Source organism: Pontibacter deserti (assembly GCF_023630255.1).
Lineage (GTDB): Bacteria > Bacteroidota > Bacteroidia > Cytophagales > Hymenobacteraceae > Pontibacter > Pontibacter deserti.
Window position 1 is genome coordinate 631,739 of the sequence record NZ_JALPRS010000001.1, and the last position, 21,201, is coordinate 652,939.

At 42.7% G+C, this 21,201-nt stretch carries 14 protein-coding genes; 11 read left to right on the plus strand and 3 right to left on the minus strand.

Going from position 1 to position 21,201, the window contains the following annotated elements:
* Nucleotides 1–582: 582 nt before the first annotated feature.
* The 8 genes from MJ612_RS02690 (at nucleotide 583) to MJ612_RS02725 (ending at nucleotide 9,201) form a co-directional block, all read left to right on the plus strand.
* On the plus strand, nucleotides 583–1,977 hold the full coding sequence (locus MJ612_RS02690) for an undecaprenyl-phosphate glucose phosphotransferase (RefSeq protein ID WP_187029194.1): 1,395 nt from the start codon (nucleotides 583–585) through the stop codon (nucleotides 1,975–1,977).
* Nucleotides 1,967–2,794: a WecB/TagA/CpsF family glycosyltransferase gene (locus tag MJ612_RS02695; protein ID WP_187029196.1), complete on the plus strand. Its 828-nt coding sequence runs from the start codon at nucleotides 1,967–1,969 to the stop codon at nucleotides 2,792–2,794. The genes MJ612_RS02690 and MJ612_RS02695 overlap by 11 nt, the downstream gene beginning before the upstream one ends.
* A gap of 394 nt (nucleotides 2,795–3,188) precedes the next feature.
* Complete coding sequence (gene rfbF, locus MJ612_RS02700) at nucleotides 3,189–3,992, plus strand: glucose-1-phosphate cytidylyltransferase (protein ID WP_187029198.1); 804 nt, start codon at nucleotides 3,189–3,191, stop codon at nucleotides 3,990–3,992.
* Between the two features lie 39 nt (nucleotides 3,993–4,031).
* Nucleotides 4,032–5,120 (plus strand): NAD-dependent epimerase/dehydratase family protein, encoded by a 1,089-nt coding sequence (locus MJ612_RS02705; protein WP_187029200.1) that lies wholly within the window; start codon nucleotides 4,032–4,034, stop codon nucleotides 5,118–5,120.
* Between the two features lie 12 nt (nucleotides 5,121–5,132).
* Nucleotides 5,133–5,696 carry a dTDP-4-dehydrorhamnose 3,5-epimerase gene (gene rfbC / locus MJ612_RS02710; RefSeq protein ID WP_187029202.1) on the plus strand — a complete coding sequence of 188 codons (564 nt, stop codon included), beginning with the start codon at nucleotides 5,133–5,135 and terminating at the stop codon, nucleotides 5,694–5,696.
* 44 nt (nucleotides 5,697–5,740) lie between these two features.
* On the plus strand, nucleotides 5,741–7,111 hold the full coding sequence (locus tag MJ612_RS02715) for an NAD(P)H-dependent oxidoreductase (protein ID WP_187029204.1): 1,371 nt from the start codon (nucleotides 5,741–5,743) through the stop codon (nucleotides 7,109–7,111).
* A gap of 78 nt (nucleotides 7,112–7,189) precedes the next feature.
* Nucleotides 7,190–7,963 carry a sugar phosphate nucleotidyltransferase gene (locus MJ612_RS02720; protein ID WP_187029206.1) on the plus strand — a complete coding sequence of 258 codons (774 nt, stop codon included), beginning with the start codon at nucleotides 7,190–7,192 and terminating at the stop codon, nucleotides 7,961–7,963.
* 17 nt (nucleotides 7,964–7,980) lie between these two features.
* Nucleotides 7,981–9,201, plus strand: a complete 1,221-nt coding sequence (locus MJ612_RS02725) for a glycosyltransferase family 4 protein (protein WP_187029208.1) — start codon at nucleotides 7,981–7,983, stop codon at nucleotides 9,199–9,201.
* A gap of 55 nt (nucleotides 9,202–9,256) precedes the next feature.
* Here the strand turns inward: MJ612_RS02725 and MJ612_RS02730 are convergent, their stop codons facing one another.
* From MJ612_RS02730 to MJ612_RS02740, 3 genes are read right to left on the minus strand one after another with little or no spacing between them, the layout of a single operon-like run.
* Complete coding sequence (locus MJ612_RS02730; protein WP_187029210.1) at nucleotides 9,257–10,498, minus strand: glycosyltransferase family 61 protein; 1,242 nt, start codon at nucleotides 10,496–10,498, stop codon at nucleotides 9,257–9,259.
* A gap of 60 nt (nucleotides 10,499–10,558) precedes the next feature.
* Entirely contained in the window at nucleotides 10,559–11,668 is a 1,110-nt protein-coding gene (locus tag MJ612_RS02735; protein ID WP_187029212.1) for an alginate O-acetyltransferase AlgX-related protein, read from the minus strand.
* Between the two features lie 12 nt (nucleotides 11,669–11,680).
* Nucleotides 11,681–13,042 (minus strand): MBOAT family O-acyltransferase, encoded by a 1,362-nt coding sequence (locus MJ612_RS02740; protein WP_250419033.1) that lies wholly within the window; start codon nucleotides 13,040–13,042, stop codon nucleotides 11,681–11,683.
* Nucleotides 13,043–13,687: 645 nt separating this feature from the next.
* On the opposite strand from MJ612_RS02740, the gene MJ612_RS02745 reads away from it, so the two are divergent.
* The 3 genes from MJ612_RS02745 to MJ612_RS02755 all read left to right on the plus strand — a co-directional run bounded on the left by MJ612_RS02745 (nucleotide 13,688) and on the right by MJ612_RS02755 (nucleotide 21,188).
* Nucleotides 13,688–17,518 carry an Ig-like domain-containing protein gene (locus MJ612_RS02745; RefSeq protein WP_187029216.1) on the plus strand — a complete coding sequence of 1,277 codons (3,831 nt, stop codon included), beginning with the start codon at nucleotides 13,688–13,690 and terminating at the stop codon, nucleotides 17,516–17,518.
* A gap of 6 nt (nucleotides 17,519–17,524) precedes the next feature.
* Entirely contained in the window at nucleotides 17,525–18,502 is a 978-nt protein-coding gene (locus MJ612_RS02750; protein WP_187029218.1) for a PorP/SprF family type IX secretion system membrane protein, read from the plus strand.
* A gap of 370 nt (nucleotides 18,503–18,872) precedes the next feature.
* Complete coding sequence (locus MJ612_RS02755; RefSeq protein ID WP_187029220.1) at nucleotides 18,873–21,188, plus strand: LamG-like jellyroll fold domain-containing protein; 2,316 nt, start codon at nucleotides 18,873–18,875, stop codon at nucleotides 21,186–21,188.
* Nucleotides 21,189–21,201 lie beyond the last annotated feature (13 nt).

The following is a 21,201-nucleotide window of genomic DNA, read 5'->3' on the forward strand; positions in this document are numbered from 1 at the left end:
TAAAGATGATGATGCAAGAGATGCTGAAGAGCTGTTTGTTGAACCTCTTGTAAGAACAGAATTCAAAAATTTAACTATAAACCACCTATTGCTTTATATCTGATCCTGCACTTTTTTCCTCGTAGCTGATAATTTTTTTAACTCAATTACCTGTTCTTAAATATAGTGTTCACGGAATATTATAATTGATGATTTAGGGTAAACAACTGTATAATTCCTTGTGGATTAGAATAAAAAAGTTTTGAATTTGCTATTAGGATAAATATTAGAGGTTTTTAATATAAAGAAACCCATCTATTAGTCAATTCCAATTTTTTAATAAATATCAAGAAAACACTAAACCATTCAGAAGGGTCACCCGTAATTTAGACAGCTTAGCACAGGGAACGGAAGCAGCTGGCAGCGTCTCACCAGTGCAGGCAAAATCTTATAGTATACTATTTAAATTTTATCGCTTAAACCTAAAGTGTCCGGAGAAGCCGGATGTGATGTTGGAAAGCATGTTGCCAGTATTAGCATGCAGAACTTTATTCGATAAAATGACCAGAATTATATGGTAAAATTTTTACAGCGACTCTAAACATGAATAAATATCAGCATTACTATAGTTTCAACAGGATTATTTTGTTGATTCTGGATGTAGCCCTAATAGCCCTTGCATTTAACTTATCAAATCTTTTCAGGTACGGTACAGTAGCATTAGATCATCAGTACAGCGTGTTTTTTGTATTGTTTGCTTTGGTATGGTGGATCGTTTCCGGCTTTTCAAACTTTGTATTCCGCATTGATGGTTTCTTTTCAATTGGTAAAAAGCTGGCTAACCTGATTAATGCCTTTGTATTACATGCCTTTATACTTGCAAGCTGTATTGTAATCTTCAACCTGGAAGAAATTTCGCGCCTTTTACTGCTGTATACTTACATCTCAACTGCGCTGCTAATTGGTTTCAGCCGGTTAATGTTTATGCAGTTAAGCCGTTACTTTACTAAATCAGACATGGCTTACTCTCGCTTTGTGGTAGTAGGCAGTGGCCAGGCAGCTATAAACCTGTACCATACTTTCAGTAATGATGAAAACCCAGGTACAAAGTTTATGGGCTTCTTTGATGATGAAGCAGATGTAAACAGCCCATATTATAACCTGGTAAAAGGTTCGGAGAATGATCTTCAGGAGTATTGCCTGCAGCACGGTATTGACGAAATATACTACACAAAACCGCTTAACAACAAAGAGCAGGTAGATGAACTGACAGCTTTCTGCGACGATAACTTTGTATACTTCCGTATAGTGCCTGATTTCAGTGCCATCGTGCAGAAGGATGTAAACTTATACTTCTATCATAACATCCCGATGATAAGTGTGCGCAAAGAGCCGCTGGAGCAGGTTACAAACCGTGCTATTAAGCGTGTATTCGATATTGCCTTTTCACTGGCTGTTATCCTGCTGATTTTCCCGATCGTGTTGCCGGTTATTGCACTCCTTATCAGGTTAGAATCAAAAGGCCCGATCTTCTTTAAACAGTTGCGTCCGGGTAAAAAGAACAGGCTGTTCGTATGCTATAAGTTCCGTACGATGTTCGTGAACACGCAAACCGAACTACAAGCCACTAAAAACGATCCGCGTATTACCAGAATTGGCCGTATCCTGCGCAAAACAAATTTAGATGAACTGCCACAGTTCTTTAACGTACTGCTAGGCGACATGTCAGTTGTTGGGCCGCGTCCGAACCTGGTATCACAGCTGGATCATTATTCAAAAGTTATATCAAAGTATAAAATGCGCCATTTCGTAACGCCAGGTATTACCGGTTACGCACAGGTTAGCGGCTACCGAGGCGAGACCAAGGAAGTGCACCTGATGGAGAAGCGCGTAGAGTACGATGTAAAATATATGGAGAACTGGAGTTTTATGATGGACATGAAAATTATTTTCCTGACCGTTTGGAATATGATTAAAGGTGAGAAAAATGCTTACTAATGATACCTATACTTCGCCTGCCGTTACACCACCCTTACAATTAAAGCGCAGGTTACTTACAGCTGATATTACGGCTGGCTCTTTTAAAAACTTTGTTGAGCAGGTGTTCTGGCTTAGTGAACACAAAAAGTCGAGCTATGTTTGTTTTGCCAACGTGCACATGCTGGTAGAAGCCTACAAAGACCGAGACTTTAACAACATACTTAATAACGCGGATGTGGCTACCCCAGATGGTGGTCCCCTTTCCAAGCTTATGAAAATGCTATATGGGCAGCAGCAGGACCGAGTGGCAGGTATGGACCTGTTGCCGGCACTTCTGCAGCAGGCCGCAGCCCGTGGTAAATCGGTATACTTTTATGGCTCTACTGATGATGTGCTGGAGGCAGTAGTAGAAACAGCAAAGAAAAAGCACCCAAAGCTCAAAATAGCTGGTTATTACTCACCACCTTTCCGTAAACTGACATACATTGAAGACACAGCTATCGTAAACATGATAAATGATGCGAATCCTGATCTGGTGTTTGTAGCCTTAGGTTGCCCGAAGCAGGAACGATGGATGGCAGAGCACAAAGGTAAAGTTAATGCCTGTATGTTGGGCGTTGGCCAGGCTTATATGACTTTTGCAGGCTTGGAGAAACGCTTGCCGAAATGGGCGCGTGATTTATCGCTGGAGTGGGTATACAGGCTGTGGCAGGAGCCAAAGCGCCTCTGGAAACGCTACCTGGTTACCAACAGCCTGTTTGTTGCTCTTGCTTTAAAGCTGGTTGTGCAGCGTATGGTAGGCAAAAGCTCCGTACAGGAATCTATTACCGGATAAGATGTAGTACCTGATAATGTAAGATGAAGTATGGCTCTTACATAGAACATTATTACCGTTATAAAACCAATTATAGCCACTACCGGCGCTGTGTACTCCGGCACTATACTAGGCTGTGCCATTCTCGGCGAAACAACAGTGCCATACTTTATCCGAAACAAACCTGCATAGTTACCTCTATGCAGTTTTATACTTCAAAAAAAGATGCTTTAAAGATCGCAGAACCTGTCGAAACAGCCGTCTAGGAAGATGCGATACAAAAAAAGTAAAATTTCATACATCAAAATATAGCAATCACCGTATCAATTACCGACCGCAACAAAAGCTGAATGTACAGATTGATTAAGCCTCATGCGGTTAAAACATCTCAACCTAATAAAAAACCCTTATACTTATGAAAGCAGTTATACTTGCAGGCGGTTACGGAACCCGGATCAGCGAAGAAAGCGGCATCAGACCAAAACCAATGGTGGAAATAGGCGGCAAACCGATCCTGTGGCACATCATGAAAATCTACTCTTACTATGGCATAAATGAGTTCGTGATCTGCTGCGGCTACAAAGGCCATATGATCAAAGAATACTTCTCAAACTACTGCCTGCACAACTCCGATGTAACATTTGACATGCGCAAGAATAGCATGGAAGTGCATCGTAACAACACTGAATCGTGGAAAGTAACGCTGGTTGATACCGGTGAAGGTACCATGACTGGTGGCCGCTTGAAGCGTGTGAAAGAATATGTTGGTAACGAAACCTTCTGCCTGACCTATGGCGATGGCGTGAGCGACGTGGATATTGCCGCATCCATTGAATATCATAAAGCTCAAGGAACACTGGCTACACTTACAGCTGTACAGCAGCCAGGCCGTTTCGGTGCTTTCAACCTGTCATCAGATGCAACCAAGATCAACCAGTTCCAGGAGAAGCCGACAGGTGGCGATATGCCATGGATAAACGGTGGTTTCTTTGTACTGGAGCCAGGTGTATTCGATTATATTGAAGACGATAACACCACTTGGGAGCGTGAGCCAATGGAGCAGTTAGCCAAAGAAGGTGAACTTGCAGCATACCGCCACACTGGTTTCTGGCAGCCAATGGATACCCTGCGCGACAAGCATGTGCTGGAAGAGCTATGGCAGAAAAACCAGGCGCCATGGAATGTATGGCAAAAGTTGCTTTCTAACGCTATAAACTAAGAAATCCTTCCTCAATTATATTTATAATTCCCTTTACTCATGAAGATATTAATAACCGGAAATATGGGTTATGTGGGCCCTGGCGTAGTTAGCCAGTTGCGCGCTACGTATCCTGAAGCTATACTTGTGGGCTATGATATGGCCTATTTCGCAACCAGCCTTACAAACGCTCCATTCCTGCCGGAAAGCAAACTGGACCAGCAACTGTTTGGCGATGTGCGTACGATGCCTGCCGAAGTACTGGAAGGCGTGGATGCTGTAGTGCATTTAGCTGCTATCTCTAATGACCCGATGGGCACCAAATTCGAAGAAGTAACACTGGATGTGAACTATAGATCAACTATACGCATCGCTGAGATGGCGAAAGCTGCCGGTGTAAAGAACTATGTTTTTGCCTCGAGCTGCAGCATGTATGGTGCCGCTTCAGAGCAAGCTAAAACAGAGGATTCCGAACTAAACCCGTTAACAGCCTATGCCCGCTCTAAAGTAGCATCTGAGAAAGAACTTGCTCCATTAGCTGGTGATGGCTTTACCGTGACTTGTCTGCGTTTTGCAACTGCCTGCGGCATGAGCGACCGCCTGCGTCTGGACCTGGTACTAAACGACTTTGTTGCCGGTGCAATATCTACTGGCAAGATAACTATACTTAGTGATGGCAGCCCTTGGCGTCCATTAATCCACGTGAAAGACATGGCGCGTGCTATTGAATGGGCAATCACCAGAACTCCTGAAAATGGCGGTGAATTCCTGGCAGTAAATGCGGGCAGCAACAAGTGGAACTACCAGGTAAAAGAACTGGCACAAGCTGTAGCAGAAGTTATACCTGGCACAGAGGTATCTGTAAACTTAGAAGCAGCTCCTGATAAACGTTCTTACCGCGTAAACTTCGACCTGTTCAAAACACTGGCTCCAAACCACCAACCGCAGGTATCGCTGAAACAGGCTATACAGGAACTGCGCGATGGCTTGACCCAGATGGGCTTTAAAGATGGCGATTTCCGTAACTCCCTGCTGATGCGCCTGAAAGTACTGACTAGCCTGCAGGAAACCAATGCCATTAACGAGCAATTGCAGTGGCTTCGTGAGTCAAAAAAAGTAGCTAAGGAAACTGAATTAGAGATCGCTTAATTTCCCTCACCTATGATATTTACAGAAACAAAGCTGAAAGGCGCTTATATAATAGATGTTAAAAGACTTGAAGACGAGCGTGGCTTCTTTGGCCGTTCGTTTTGCCAGAAAGAGTTTGAAGAATTTGGTCTGACCAATGACATTCGCCAGGCCAACGTATCTTATAACAAGAAAAAGGGTACGCTACGTGGTATGCACATGCAGCTGGCCCCTAATGAGGAAACCAAACTGGTACGCTGCACACGCGGTGCTATCTACGATGTGATCATTGATATGCGCCCGGATTCTGAAACCTACAAGCAGTGGATAGGGGTGGAGCTTACCGCCGACAACTATAGAATGCTGTTTGTGCCGGAAGGTTTTGCGCATGGCTTTATTACGCTGGAAGACAACACCGATGTAACTTATAATGTAACAGAATTCTATACGCCTGGCGCTGAGCGTGGCATTCGCTGGAATGATCCTGCTTTCAACATCCAATGGCCAATCGAGCCTGTTGTGATCTCTGAGAAAGACCAGGCACACCCTGATTTTGAAGAAGTATCCAAAGAAACAGAAGGAAAGCTGCTGGTGTAATGCCTGCAGTTCTTCGCCCTTTAACCCTTTAATAGAAGTATAAAATGATAATAATTGATACTGCCTTAGCCAAACGTCAGGCTGAAAATAACCCGATCAGAGTTGCCATGGTTGGTGCCGGCTTTATGGGCCGCGGCATCGCGCTTCAGATCTGCAAATACGTGCAGGGCATGGAGCTTGTAGCCATTGCAAACCGCGATATCTCAAAAGCAAAAAGAGCTTACACCGAAGCCAGTGTAGAAACTGGAGTAGAAGAAGTAGCCTCAGTTGAGAAACTGGAAGAAAACATCCGTTTGGGCAAGTATAGCATTACCGACGATGCTATGCTGCTTTGCAAAGCCGAAGGTATTGATGCCATTATTGAAGTTACCGGAGCTGTTGAGTTCGGTACAAACGTAGCCATGCGCGCTATCGAGAACGGCAAACACATCATCATGATGAATGCCGAAGTAGATGGTACCGTTGGCCCGATCCTGAAAGTATACGCTGACAAAGCTGGAGTGATATTTACAAACGCAGATGGCGATCAACCGGGCGTTATCATGAACCTGTACCGTTTCGTGAAAGGACTTGGCGTGAAGCCGGTGCTTTGCGGTAACATTAAAGGCTTACATGACCCGTATCGTAACCCAACTACACAAAAAGGTTTTGCAGAGAAATGGGGACAGCAGCCATCTATGGTTACCTCGTTTGCCGATGGTAGCAAGATATCGTTTGAGCAGGCTATAGTTGCTAACGGAACAGGTATGCGTGTTGCCAAGCGTGGCATGCATGGACCAACTGTTGCGCCGGGTACTCCGCTTAAAGATTGCGTACACAACCTGTATCCGCTGGAAGATCTGACAAACGGACCGGGTATAGTTGATTACGTGGTGGCAGCAGAGCCAGGACCAGGCGTATTTGTACTGGGCACGCATGACGACCCGATTCAGCAGCACTACCTGAACCTGTACAAGCTAGGCGAAGGTCCGTTGTACCTGTTCTACACGCCTTACCACCTGTGCCATTTTGAGGTGCCGACCACAGTAGCACGTGCGGTGTTGTTTAACGATGCTGCGCTTGCCCCAATGGGTGCACCAACCGTAGAAGTAGTTTCTGCCGCTAAAATTGACTTAAAAGCAGGTCAGGTAGTTGATGGAATTGGCCACTACATGACCTATGGTTTATGCGAAAACGCTGACACAACTATAGCCGAAAACCTGCTGCCAATTGGTGTAGCTGAAGGCTGTGTGCTGAAGCATGATATACCAAAAGATCAGGTGCTGACCTACGATGACGTGATACTGCCGGAAGGACGTCTGGTTGATAAACTTCGCGATATCCAGCGCCGTTTCTTTAACGCAACAGACAGCTCAGAAAAAGAGCAGATCCTAAAAAGCGTGTATGGTAAAAGTGAGACCTTAACGGAAGTATAAATCTCCTGAACTATAACAATAAGAGCATCCCGACGAGTTGATACTTGCCGGGATGTTTCTGTTTAAAGCACATCTCTAATGCAAAATATAGTTGGCATTATTCCGGCGGCAGGGCTGGGTTCCAGGTTAGGTGGGATGGCTTTTAGTAAAGAGCTCTTCCCGATAGGATTTGAGGTTGATGAATCGACTGGTCAGGAGTATCCGAAAGCCGTATCGCAGTACTTACTGGAGCTGATGCGCAAAGCAGGAGTGGCGCAGACTTACGTTATACTTCGGGATGGGAAATGGGACATACCTAGTTACTTTGGAGACGGCAGCAAGTATAAAATGCAATTGGCTTACCTGATGATGAACCGGCCTTACGGTACACCATTCTCCGTAGATCAGGCTTATAATTTCGTGAAAGGTAAAACTATAGTTTTTGGTTTCCCGGACATACTTGTGGAGCCCAAAAATGTATTTGTTAAACTTCTTGAAAAGCAACAGCAAACGCAGGCAGATGTGGTATTAGGCCTGTTTAAAATAGCCAATCCTCATAAATGGGATATGGTGGAAACCGACGAAACCGGCAATGTAAAAAATATACTTCCCAAACCTGAAAGTTCTGACCTGAAACATGCATGGTGCATTGCCGTTTGGTCCCCGGCGTTTACGGAGTACATGCATCAGTATCTACAGCAAGTAGAGCCGGAATTTATACTTGGGGAGCTAAAAGAATTACCGATGGGATCCGTAATACAGGTTGCAATCGGGAACGGAATGATAGTGCAATCCGTATGCTTTCACGAAGGCAACTGCTTGGATATTGGAACCCCCGAAGATCTGAAAAAAGCCATTAAGCGCTTAACCTAAACTACCCTTATACTTGAATGAGAATTTTACTTGTACATAACCATTACAAGCAATCTGCAGGCGAAGATACTGTTTTTTTTGCAGAAGCAGCTTTACTCGAGAGCCACGGCCACATAGTTGAAAAACTGACGCTTACCAATAATGATGTAAACTCGGTTACTGAGAAACTGGAAGCAGCCCTTGGTGTAATTTATAATAGTAAAAGCGCAAGGATAGTAGAAGAAAAGATACTGACCTACAAGCCGGATATCATTCATGTGCACAACTTCTTCCCGCTGATATCTCCAGCCGTATTTTATGTTGCACAAAAACACCACGTACCGGTAGTAATGACCTTGCATAACTATAGATTGCTATGCCCAAGTGCTTACCTGCATTACAATGATCGGTTACATCTGGAGAACATCCATAAAACATTTCCGGTGCAGGCAATTTTAGATAAAGCTTACCGGAACTCATACTTCCAGACAACATCGGTTGTATTAACCACAGGTATTCATAAACTACTAGGTACCTGGCAAACAAAAGTAGACCGTTATATTACGCTCACACAAGGCGGAACAGAGATGTTCCGGAACTCGTCGTTAAGGCTACGGCCGGAGCAGCTGGTTGTAAAGCCAAACTTTACTACAGATCTCGGAGAAGGTGCAGCAGAACGGGAAGATTATTTCTTGTTTGTAGGAAGGCTATCACCTGAAAAAGGAGTAGAAACGATGCTCAAGGCAAACGCTGCTTTTCCTTTTAAACTGAAAATAATAGGAGATGGGCCTTTGCGCGAAGCGGTGGAAGCACATGCTGCCACACATCCTAATGTAGAGTATTTGGGCTATCAGAAACGCCCAAGGGTAGAGGAGGAACTAAAGAAAGCAAAAGCACTTATTTTTCCATCGGAGTGGCCGGAAATGTTTGGTATGTCTATCATCGAAGCCTTCTCTACAGGTACACCGGTTATAGCAACTAACATGGGAGGTGCAGCTTACTTGGTAAAGCATAACCAGAACGGCTTACTTTATACTCCACAGCAGGCAGCAGAGCTGGTGAAACAGGTACAGCTGTTAAACCAGAACAAAGAACTGGCGGCTGCGCTTGGTCGTGAGGCAAGACAAGAATATCTGGACAAGTATACAGCAGAAGTAAATTATCAGCAGCTACTGGATATTTACACCGATGTGATCAGGAAAAAAATGAAGCCTACTTCGGCAATAACTTCAGCAGACTTTGAGTTTTATAAAAACTAATAACAAGTGTTTAACTAAAAAGCCGGCTAGTTTATGACTAGCCGGCTTTTTAGTTTTAAGCTACTTTTATCTGTTCTATTTCTTTTTCCTGTTTCTTTATTCGCTGTAGTACATCTACAAGTTTATCTGTTTCAACAAAAATATTAGCGCGCTGTCCCTGGTTCAGGTTAAATATCCTGCGCTTATTCGGACAGATAATGTATTCATAATCAAGGTCAATTTTTGTGGCAATATCATAGAATGGCTCCACGATAAAACCTTCGTTAAATATCTCGATTACTTTAGTGCCTGGTTTGCAGAAAAACAGATTTATAAGCCCTGCTCCAGTGGCACCTACAACTACTTTTGCCTTAGAAAATAGCTTGATCTTTTCTTTTATGCTGAGTTTGCTCGATACGATATTCTGGAAATCGAAAGGTTTTAGTTCTTTCAGTACTTCCTTTTCATTGATTACTACTCTTAATTCAGAGTCCGATCTGCTGATATACAACGACGGGGCTACAGGCGTTATAAGTTCGTTTTCTTCGTCAGCATAAGGCATAAACGAAGACCGGATATAATTACACAGCCATTTAGGTATAAGTGTATTATTACCGCGTGGGGCCGTAGAAGCTATTATGCAGTCTGCAGTGATATGTGGGTGTTTATCACTTTCAATAATCTTGTCAGGAGTTATACCAAGTAGTTCCAGTGTTTCCCTCTGGTAATCGTAACATGTGCTAGGCACTAGAAACCAATCTACTTTATCGTAAAGGCCGCTTTCGCGCAACAGATGCAGGCGAGGCAGTACATCTATAAACCAGTGCCCAATATTGTTTATACCGGCTCCACCGGTTAAAAGGGAGAAAACAGTTCCTTTAAATCTTTCGGGTGATGAAAAGAAACGTTGCTCAAAAATATTGTTTAAGTTTGGCTCAGTTACTTTACCCATCACCAGGCTTAACGAAACGTGCTCAATAAGCCTGTTGTATTGCGTTACAACTGCCACACTACTTTCGTTATCGGTATAGATTCTTCCGTTGGGAGCTTCAATAACTAAATAGTCTGTAATTACATGGCGCTTTGGCTTCCAGTAATCTGAGCAGGCCTGATACAGTTCCTCTGTAATATCCAGTTGAGTTTCATACCTTGGATATATACTATGTACTTTTATTTCCTTTTGGTTAACTGTAGTTAAGTCGTCAGTGTTAATCCTGCAGACGTCAGAGGGCCTGTAGCGTGTATTATATGGGATTATACGTCCCATTACTTTCTTTACCCGTTTATTACCCTTCTCGTAATAGGCCTTTATTTTCATGACTCTGTTCCTTAGGTTCCAACTGCTATTTATATAAAAGGCAGCCTTAGCAATAATTAGTTACTTTGTGTAATTCGCAAACCGACTTACATTATCTTTTTCAGTTTTATTCTGTTGCAGTTGCTGTGCTACTAAATCAGCGGCAACTTCTACTGCTATGTTATTCCAATGGGCATCATCTGTCGGATACAAGGCGATATTGTCCTGCTGGTGTAGTTTTTCAAAATTTGTTTGTGTATCCACCACATCAATATTGCGTCTACGTAATTCAGCCATCAGTCTGGGTAAAAAATCCGGCTTCTTTTTAGAGGGCAACATCTGGTAATAGATATTTTCTTTGTTTGGTATAGGCATGAATATAAATTTTATACCCCGTTCCTGAAGCACAGCTTTATACCCTTCTAAAATATTTGCCATATCTAAAATTTCCTGATCAGTATAATGGCGGTTAGCAATCTCTCCTTCAATAAAATATTCGTTGTTAAACGAGATATATTCCTTCCTGCCAAAAGAACGTTCTATACTTGCCAATGCCCGGTGGTATAACCCAAGTTTAGAGATACGGTCGGCTGTTATAAAAAGCTTGGTCAGCAGGTAAGAAGAGTTGATGAGGTCGCCCGTATAATTTCTGATTTTCGAGCCTAAACCATTGGCTCCAACTGCAGGCAACCCGGGTATGCGTCGCTCAATACTGGATAAAATTACCAGCTCAGGTGGATCCTGAACAAATCGTTCTGTAGCCAGAAAGCGGTTCATGGTAGCAGGTGCAAAAGAGTAAACTTCTTTGTTTAGTTGTCGCTCAAGTGCTTCAGCCAGTGTTTCTTCCTGCGATAGTTTGGCTCCGGTTATATTCGAATCTCCAATGAGGAGCACATCACATTTACTGTCTCTGTTTCTGTAGCCATATGCATCCGTAAACCATTCTACTTTGCGCTTGGTGGCAAAAGGGGTATGCGGCGCCAACTCACCTTCTTCTTCCATTACCAAATGCTGGTTCGGGTAAAAAGGTCCGGACATTACTTCCATTTTGTTTACCGAAATGGTTTCCCAAATCCTGAAGGTGAAAAAGTTTATAGGAAGTATAGTGGCTTCGATGAGGGGCCAGAGAATAAAGGGGAGCGACAACAAGGTTAGTTTAACCAGCAGCCTTTTTACGCCATTGTTTTGCATAACCTTATACTTTTAAAATTGGAAATAAATAAACTCCTGATTACCAAACTGCCCGAAGAGTAAGACCGCAATAAGTGCGATATAGTATACACTCCATCTGATGACTGCAGGGCGTTGCAAAATAAGTTGGGATACACTGCCATTTCGCTGAATAAGGTGCACAGTTTCCATTACTAGAATAGCAATTACTGAAACAGCAAATACCTTAGCGCCCTGTTCCATAAACAGAATATGATCCAGGTTTACACCTGCAAAAACCTGGCTGAAGTTGCCTAACCCTACGAAGCTATACTTTATAATATAAAGCGCATCTGAGAGGCTATTTGCCCGGAAGAAGATCCAGGAAAAACATACCAGCACAAATACAGAAAGTACCTGAACCCATTTATATAACAGCGGGTAATTTGTTAAACCTATAGCCTGTGCTAATGCATTGCGCTGTTTGGCTGTTACAAGAGCAAACACAAGGTAAAATCCATGCAAGGCACCCCAGACTATAAAAGTCCAGTTGGCGCCATGCCAAAGGCCGCTTACCATAAAGGTGATAAATAAATTATAGTACCAGCGCCATTTAACAACCCGGTTACCTCCTAAAGGGATATATAGATAATCGCGGAACCAGCTGGAGAGCGAAATATGCCAGCGGCTCCAGAATTCAGCAATAGATTTAGAAAAGTAAGGTCTGCGGAAATTTTCCATCAGGTTATAGCCCATTACCTGAGCAGCACCTATTGCTATGTCTGAGTATCCTGAGAAGTCGCAGTAGATCTGGAAGGCAAAGAACACGGTAGCTAAAATCAGTGTGATGCCTTCGTAGTCGGTGGGGTTGTTATAGACCTGGTTTACCAGCAGGGCCAGGTTATCAGCAATTACAATTTTCTTAAAGAATCCCCAGGCCATACGGCGTAAACCTGCCACTACGCGGCCATAGTCAAAGTCAAAGCTGGAGCGTAACTGGCCAAGCAGGTTTTCAGCACGCTCGATAGGGCCAGCTACCAGTTGTGGAAAAAAGGTAATAAAGAGCGCAAAAATACCCAGATGTTTCTCTGCTTTTATACGGCCATGGTACACATCTATACTATAGCTCATTGTCTGGAAAGTATAAAATGAGATACCCATTGGCAGCAGCAGCTCAAAAGCCGGCATTGCATAATTCATGCCTAGGCCTTGAGCCAGGCCATGTGCGCTTTCATTAAAGAAGTTGTAATATTTAAAGAGTGTAAGTGTGGCAAGGTTGGCGAACAGGGAAATATACAGGTATGGTCTACGCTTGTTCTTTTCTTCGTCTGAATATCGGCTCATGGTACGACCTGTCAGGTAATCCAGCACCGTTGAAGCGATAAGTATAATGGAGTAGGCTGGCTTCCAAGACATATAAAAGTAGTAGCTGGCCAGCAACAGTATTATCCACCTTCTATTATGGGGAGTGAGGAAATAGAGGGTAACTACTACCGGGAAGAAGATAAAGAATTCAGTAGAGTTAAATAGCATACTAAGGGGTTAATAGGGTGTTCAGATCTACTTAACAGGTCATTAACGGCATTAAGCTTTAAGTGAAAACTTAGATACCAACTGGAACATGGTGCTGTACTTTACTTTATCTCTATTATATAGGTAGTAGCCGAAAAGGTTGGCTGTTTCTTCCTATATTTTTCTGAGAGAATATAGTTAAGCCTTAATAAGTCGGTTATACGTTTTATAAATTATGAAGGATAGAATTGTTTGATTAAATAATTGAATTTAAAGCATAAAACTTGTACAAAAAATATAAGAACCTTAAGAATGAATCATCGTTAAAGAGCCTGATAAATTTGTACATAACCTACAGTGCGTATGCCACACCCTTACTATTGCCGGCTGTATCGCCTATTACTATTTCTTTTTATTTTACCTGCCACATGTATTACTGCTTATGGTTCCGGAAACCAAAGAGAGAATAATGCGAGCCCTTTTATATTAATTGCCTCTCAAGCCTTTGTTGTACATTCTGTTACTACTGTTGCTTTAGATGCCCCTGTTTTGGAAGCCAAACCATCGTTGGTAGGAGCTATAACTTTAAAATGGACACCGGTAGCCAATGCCACTGGCTATGTTCTGGAAAAATCAAATACTGGAGATGCGTCTACTTTTTCGCCTCTTAAATCATTCGGGGCTTCTGAAAACTACTACCGGCATACCGGGCTATACTATAATCAGAAAGTATTTTACAGAGTAAAAGCAGTAGGCGCCGGAGATGCTTCACCTTATAGTGCTGTTGCCAGTGCTACAACCAATGCACAGAACAAAGTATTTAGCATAATGCCACTTGGAGATTCAAATACCGAAGGCGGAGCCAGTACTGTGCCTGCCGATCAGATGGCTTCTTACCGTGCTAAACTGGAGAAACTTCTGAACGGAACAGCTGCTAAGGATAACTATGATTTTGTTGGTAGTGAGCAATCCGGAAGCGCTTATCTGAGTGATCTGGATCATGCAGGTATGGGTGGAGCCCGCAACGAAGACATTGTAACACTTATCCGGAATGGATTTTATAAACGCTGGTATGATAACAAGAACATGGGGCTTGACTATACTGCCAATTACCTGCAAGTCTTTAAACCTGATGTGATTTTGCTGCACATAGGTACTAATGATATTGATAACAATGGAGTTGATAATTCTCAGGTTACGGTAAATGAGCTTGAAATTATACTGAATGAGATTGATAAGTATGAAGCGAGCTCCGGGAAAGAAGTAACTGTAGTGCTGGCTAAAATCATAAAGTCTCTTTGTAATGGCGATGACTGCTTTAAAAGCAGCAGCGGGACCAAAAATGACATTATAGAGCTCTATAATAATAAGATGGAAACTCTTGCTAACAGGCGTATTGCTGCCGGCGACAGGCTGGAATTTGTTGACATGGGGGACGCCGGAATTATCTATAACTATGTTCCTGCGGGGGGCGATATGGCTGACAGGCTGCACCCTGCAATGCCAGGCTATGATAAGATGGCAACAGTATGGTTTCCTGTGTTAGACAGGTTATTAAATGTGCAGCCCCCGGCACCAGATACACAGGCACCTGAAACCAGCATTGCCACTAAGCCTGCAGCGCAGTCTAACAGTAAAACAGCCACGTTTAGCTTTACTAGTAATGAAGCAGATGTAGTATACCAGGTAAGCCTGGATAATGCTCCCTTTACAAATGTGTCATCTCCTTACACGTTAAATAACCTGGCAGAAGGTGCACACACGATTAAGGTAAGAGCTTTTGACAAAGCCAATAATTTTGATCTTACGCCAGCTACCTATACCTGGACAATAGATACGCAGGCTCCTGCAGCACCAGTTGTTTTAGCACCCTCAGAAGATGCCTTACTAAATTCGAATAAACCTACCATAAGTGGTACCGCAGAAGCAGGATCTATAATAAAAGTATCTGAGGGAAATTCTCAGATTGGTGCTGCTACAACCGGAGCAGATGGTAAATGGAGCTTTGTACCCGGTACTGCAATGGCAGAGGGTTTACATCAGCTTACAGCTAAAGCCACAGATGCTGCCGGAAATAGTAGCAGTAGCAGTGCGGTCAGAAGCTTTTCTATCGATTCGAAAGCTCCGGAAACTATAATAGTTAGCAATCCACCGGCTTTAACTAATAACAAGGCAGCCGAATTTAAATATTCAAGTAACGAAACAGGGGTTACTTACCAGGCCGGCCTGGATGGTGCAGCCTTCGCAACCGTAACTAATCCGGTTACATTTAATAATTTAAGTGAAGGAGCGCATACTTTAAAAGTGAGAGCTGTTGATGCTGCTGGTAACACTGATGATACACCTGCCACGTATACCTGGACAGTGGATACAACACCACCTGCGCCACCAGTTATACTTGCCATCTCCGAAGATCGTGGTTCTTCTTCCACCGATCAGATCACTTCTGATAATACACTGAAACTTAAAGGCAGCGCCGAAGCAGGGGCTAAAGTAAGTATAACATTGGAAGGGAAAGGACAAGTAGGAACTGTAGCAGCTAATGCATCTGGTAACTGGGAGTTTAACTACGAAGCAACTGCGTTAGCCGACGGGAAACAGATATTTACAGCTACAGCATCAGATGCAATGGATAATACCAGTGTTGCAAGTGAGCGATTTACCGTTTCTGTAGATCAGGTTGCTCCGGAAGTTGCACTTACTACCACTGCCGCTTCACCAACCAATGCACCATTCGATATTAAAATCAGCTTTAACGAACCTGTTTATGGGCTTGCCTTAGCAGATTTTACTGTAACAAACGGTAATGCAAGTAATCTGGTAACGATAGATGCAGCTACCTATACTGTTAAGATAACACCAACCACAGACGGTAAAGTAACAGCGCAACTGTCTGCTGGCAAAGTGATGGACCTTGCAGGAAATAGCAATACAGCTTCGTCAGTTCTGGAGGTTACAGTTGATATTACAAAGCCAACAGTTGCCCTTAATACTGATGCTGCTGCAGTTGTAAATACAGCGTTTGAGGTAACTATAAATTTTAATGAAGAGGTAACCGGGTTTGAGGTAAATGATGTAACTGTTTCTAACGGAACTGCTTCCGGTTTTACGAAAGTAAATGATACGAACTATAGTGTCTTAATCCAGCCAACTGCACAGGGCGAGGTTTCTGTAAGTATAGCAGCCGATAAAGCTCAGGATGCAGCTAAAAATGGAAATCAACAGTCTAATACCATTAAAAAGGTATATGACGCTGTTGCACCTGCCGGTTATACTATAGCGTTCGCTACAGATCAGGTTAACATTAAAAACCAAGGCAATATTAGTTTAACAGTAAGCGGTGCAGAAATTAACGCAACTTATACTTATACTATAACCAGCAGCAATGGAGGAGAGCAGCTAACCGGTACCGGTAAAGTATCTGAGGCCTCTTTTACCATACCGTCTCTTAATCTGTCAGGGCTGAATGATGGGACCTTAACCGTAGCTTTATACCTTACGGATGCAGTAGGCAACAAAGGTGTGGGGGCAACGGCGCAAGTTCAGAAAGTAACCAAGGACATCGTAATAGTAGCGACTTCTGAATTGATAAAAGTGCCTTTTAATACGGATTTCAGTAAAGTGCCATTCCCCCAGAAGGTAAAGGTTACTTATTCTACCGGCCAGGAAGATTACCTGACTGTTACATGGCAGCCTGGAAACTATAATGCAAAAGTACCCGCGCAGTATACGTTAACAGGTAAACTGGAACTGGCTCCGAACACTACAAATTTCAGTAACAAAACAGGACAGGTTATAGTGGAGGTACAGCCAAACTTACCTCCAACTATGCTCAGCCTTAATACTACTCAATTTAAACCAAATGCAGAGCCAACAGAGTCTATAGGTACATTCTCTACCCAGGACCCTGATGATACTGACTTTACTTATACTTTGGTGACCGGTGAGGGTGATGATCAGAATAGCTATTTCTCTATCAGCAACAACCAATTATACCTTAATTCTAACCGAGGTTTATCTGGTATTACCACTTTTAACATAAGAGTATTAAGCAAGGACCCTTATAACAACACCATCGAGAAGGCTTTTGTACTTACCAAGTCAGCTTACCAGGAGAAAATTGAGCTTGTAAATGCCTTCTCCCCGGATGGAGACGGAATTAATGATACCTGGACCGTGCCGGAGCTTCGCTTCTTTAATGAAGTGGAAATTACTGTGATGGATAAGGCTGGTGTACAATTATACCACAGCACAGATCCGGAGAAAGGATGGGACGGTAAAGGCCGTAACGGGCAGGTGCAACAAGGGCCATACTTTTATATCATACAGGTAAAAGATATTAACCTGGTGCAAAAAGGGGTTGTAACTGTCTTAAAATAGATTTCAATGAAAAAGCATATACTACTTCTTTTAATTTTACTTACTACACTGGCGGCTTCTGCACAAAACAGGAAGTATGTCGGTAACTTTTCGCAGCTAAGGCAATTTTATAATCCGTCGCTAACAGGGCAGGATGGCAGCCAGTTTAAAACGCTGTACCGCAACCAGTGGACAGGGTATGAGGATGCTCCCAAAACAATATTTGCTTCCGCAGAATTTAACCTGAACGATTTAAAGAAAAGCAAAGGCTACCAGTTAAATACTACAGCAAACGACCAGGAAGTGCTTTATGGAATCGGGTTGCTACTGCTCCGCGAATCGTTCGGCCCCTACAGCGAAACACAGGTAAATGTGAGTTACGGATCTGGCGTGCGTTTATCAGACAAGTATAAATTACTCTGGGGATCGGCCATAACCTATACTTCGCTTGCATTAGATGGCAATAAGTTAACCGTAGACCAGGAAAATGATCCGAAGTATAGCAAGGTATTAGGGCAAAACAGCAGGTCTGGTAAAATGGATCTGAACCTGGGTATTACGTTGTCTTCAGAAAACTTTTATGTTGGGTATTCCATGAAGGATGTTACGCAGGGGAAGATGGTTACCTCCGGCGAAGAATTTATAGCTGATATGTACGCCCGTAAGCATATAGGCACTACAGGTTTCAGAACTGGAATAACTGAAGACGTCGGTATTATATTGAACGCTCTATATCAATATGATAAAGTAACAGAAGGAACTATAGAGGGGCAACTAAAGGCCGCTTATCAGAATATTTTCTGGGTAGGGGGCGGCTATCGGAATAATCTGGCTTTTAATGTTACATCCGGACTGAGATTAAACAAACTGCAGATCAGTTACCTGTACGAAACACCTGTTGCAGATGCCACCACCATTGATAAACCGACTAACGAGATCACGCTTGCATATCTGTTAAAACCACGTACAAATCAGGCACATAACCCGCGTGTACTTATTTGGTAATCAGCCGTAAAGCAATTATAAGATTTGGGTTTTACCACAGGAGTTATCAAAGCTATACTTTGAAAATAAGCGACTGTAACTGGTTTCTAGTTCAAACTATCCTAAAAGTAAAGCATTGGTTCCTGGTAGGGAATCTCAGGTGCATTAAAGAACTAATCCGGTAAGGTAAACCAACAAATCCAATCTCCGTAATATAAGCAGTTTCCAATAAATAGGATTCTGAATACTTTAAACATGCACTACATGTCAGGCACTACAGAGGAGTATATTATACCTGTTTGCCTGTAACTCTAAGTTTATACTTTACAGGAAGTGCTGGTTATACTTCCGACACAAAGAAGTTACCCTTTACAAAGTAGCCATCTTACTTATGATATATAATTACAGTTACGCTTACGTAAGTAAACTGACACATAATATAGAGTTCAAAACGTTTTTTACACAGCTAATTAAAGGCGGGTGTAAGAGCAGTTTTGTTGCCATTGCTGCCGCTTTCTTCTTATTGCTTGCCATTCCGGCTTCAGCGCAATGCCCACCAAACCTAGTTCACTATTTTCCTTTAGATGAAACTACTCCCGGTTCTTATACCGATAAGATAAAGGCTATAGAAGCGACCTGTACAGATTGCCCTGCACCTGCATCCAGCTTATTTGCTGGTGGCCAGAAATTTAATGGTACCAACGATGCCATAACAATTAATGATGTAGCAGGCTTTGAGTGGGGTCACTACGATAGTTTTACCATTGAGCTATGGGTGCAGGTATCCGGAACAGCTTCTAAAAACCGTGTAATAATGGGTCGAAGTGCTACCGATTCTCAGATGAGCTGGTGGGTAGGTGTGGATACAGAAGGGTATGCTGTATTTGAGTTGTACGATATGAAGCGTAAAGGCTTTAAAATTGAGAAGGTTGGTAAAAAGATAAACGATGGCAAGTGGCACCACATAGTAGTAATGCGCCATGGCACACACTTGCGTAACAAGCTCTACATTGACGGCTACAGGGCTGCTGATTTCAGATATGAGTATTCTGATAATTTTTACAGCGCATCACCCGTAACTATAGGCTGGCATAAACTGGATAATGGTTATCATTTTTCAGGCTCATTAGATGAAATAATGGTTTACAACAGAGCCCTGGAAGAAAATGAAGTAAGAGCTCGCTATAATAATGGCGCAAGTGTGTACTGTGGCACAGAAAATATTCCGCCAGTTATAACTTCAGAACCTATAACATTTGGTACTGTAGGACAACCTTATACCTACGATGTACAGGCAATCGGGAAACCTGCTCCAGTTTATACTTTAGTTCAGAGCCCACAGGGTATGGGTATTAACAGCACCACAGGAGAAATTACCTGGAACCCTACAACTGCAGGGAAATTCAGAGTAACTGTGAAGGTTGCGAACAGCAGCGGAGAAGTACAGCAGTCATTTGATATTTCAATTAAAAACGGGATGGGTGAAAGTGCTGGTATAATTCATCACTGGATGTTGCATGAAGTTAGTGGAGTGCGATACAAAGATTTCTATACTCCTTATGATGCTGTAAGTGATGAAGCAGCCAGACCTGCGCCAACTGCCGGTGTTATATCTGGAGGGCAGCGGTTCAATGGTACAACTACAGGACTGGATGTAAGTAACAGTTCCAATTTTAACTGGAACCCGAATGAGAGCTTTAGTATGGAACTCTGGGTACGAACAGCTACATCTTCTGGGAACAACAGAGTGCTTTTAGGCAGGCAAGCTGCTGATTCGGAAATGCACTGGTGGATTGGTATTGATCCACAGGGATATGCCGGATTCCAGTTACTTGACATTTTATGGCAGGGCACTTTTGTAGGTAAAAGTGGGCCGAAACTTAACGATGGTAAATGGCACCAGGTAGTAGCTGTAAGAGATGGTGGCGCCAATGCAACTAGGCTTTATGTTGATGGCGAGCGAGTAGCAGAAGCAAGCTTTAATTATGCTAACACCTTTGCATCAGAGTCACCGGTTACAATTGGTTACTTAAATCAACAAATAAAATACCGTTTTGATGGCGATCTGGATGAGGTAAAACTTTTTGGCCGAGCATTAACTGATGCCGAGATACAAGAACGCTACGAAACTATATATGATGGTATTGTTGAACTTGTAAAGTTTGATGGCAGATATGAGAACAAAACTGTAATCCTAGATTGGGAAACCCAGACAGAAGATGAGTTATCTCATTTTGTAATTGAACGCTCTGAAAATGGAGTAGACTTTACTGAGATAGGCACTGTGGAGGCCAAAGGCAATAGTACGACTTTATTGGCTTATACTTTTACAGACGCTAAGCCTATAAACGGAACAGGATACTACAGACTCCGGATCGTTAAAATGAATAATGCCTTTACTTACTCTCATATTGTTACGATACATGCTGGTAGGGCAACTTCTTCTCTTTTCTATGTTTATCCTAATCCGGTTCAAGGTGGCGAAGTAAATGTTGAAGTTGATAGTTTGGTTCCTGATGAACGAGTTGTTTACATCCTATCAAGTATGACTGGCAAGACAATAGGCACTGAAGAGATGCAGGTAAACTCAGAAGGTATATTAAACTTTAAAATTAATGTACCTGAGCATTTAAGTGCCGGCATCTATATCATATCAATTGTTTCGAATACCAAAACGATCAGCAGAAAGTTAGTGCTCGTCGACTAAGCACTTAATAAGT